Annotated in this window: 1 protein-coding gene; it reads left to right on the top strand. The window is 69.8% G+C overall.

The annotated features are described in order from the left end of the window. Positions 1 to 392: 392 nt before the first annotated feature. On the top strand, positions 393 to 948 hold a 556-nt coding region (locus DKL51_RS29235), incomplete at its 3' end, for a TMEM165/GDT1 family protein (RefSeq protein ID WP_148097881.1).

Raw genomic sequence — 948 nt, 5'->3', positions numbered from 1 at the left:
GTGCTGCCTGAGGTGGTCACGCACCGTCGAGCCGGACGGCACCTCCCCGGTGCCGGCCGGTCCCGACGTGACCCCCGCCGCCCACAACAGGCGGCGCGAGGATCAGTTGGCCTGCGGAGGCCCGCCCCACCACCCGGTGGGGAGTCGCTCGCCCACCCGGCGAGGATCCACAACACCCACCGGAAACCCGGTTGAACGTTAGTGGACACCGCACTAGGCTGGGCGGCGCGAAGGGGAGTAGCCCCCAATGTCGTGGTCGACATACTGATGCGTTCCGCATCCGGCCACGCGGCCCCGGTTTCCCCGGGGCGGGCGAGACCTTCGACTCAGGCTGTCGCAGCCGGGTCGAGGGCGCCCCTGTACCTCCTCCCGGCTTGATCGGGAAGGTTCACATGGACGGTTTCCTCGTCGCGCTGGTGATCAGCTTCGGCGTCATCTTCGTCGCCGAGCTGGGCGACAAGTCCCAGCTCATGGCCCTGACGTTCGCCACGCGGTTCAAGCCGATGCCGGTGCTGATCGGCATCACGGTCGCGACCGCGGTCGTGCACCTGGCCTCGGTCGGGATCGGGTACGGCCTGCAGGCGGCGCTGCCCACCGGCTGGATCTCGCTCATCGCCGGTCTGGCGTTCCTCGGCTTCGGCGCATGGACCCTGCGCGGGGACAAGCTCACCGAGGAGGAGCGGCGCAAGGCGGAGAAGACCAGCAAGTCGGCCATCGTCGCCGTCGGTGTCGCGTTCTTCCTGGCCGAGCTGGGCGACAAGACGATGCTGGCCACCATCACCCTGGCCACCAAGTACGGCTGGTTCGGCACCTGGCTGGGCTCCACCCTCGGCATGGTGGCCGCCGACGCGCTGGCCATCCTGGTCGGCCGCCTGCTCGGCCGGCACCTGCCAGAGAAGGCCATCCGATACGGCGCCGCTGTGCTCTTCGCGATCTCCGGCCTCTGGC

The organism is Micromonospora globispora (genome assembly GCF_003857015.1).
Classification (GTDB): Bacteria; Actinomycetota; Actinomycetes; order Mycobacteriales; family Micromonosporaceae; genus Micromonospora; species Micromonospora globispora.
This window is presented reverse-complemented; position numbering and strand designations above follow the sequence as displayed.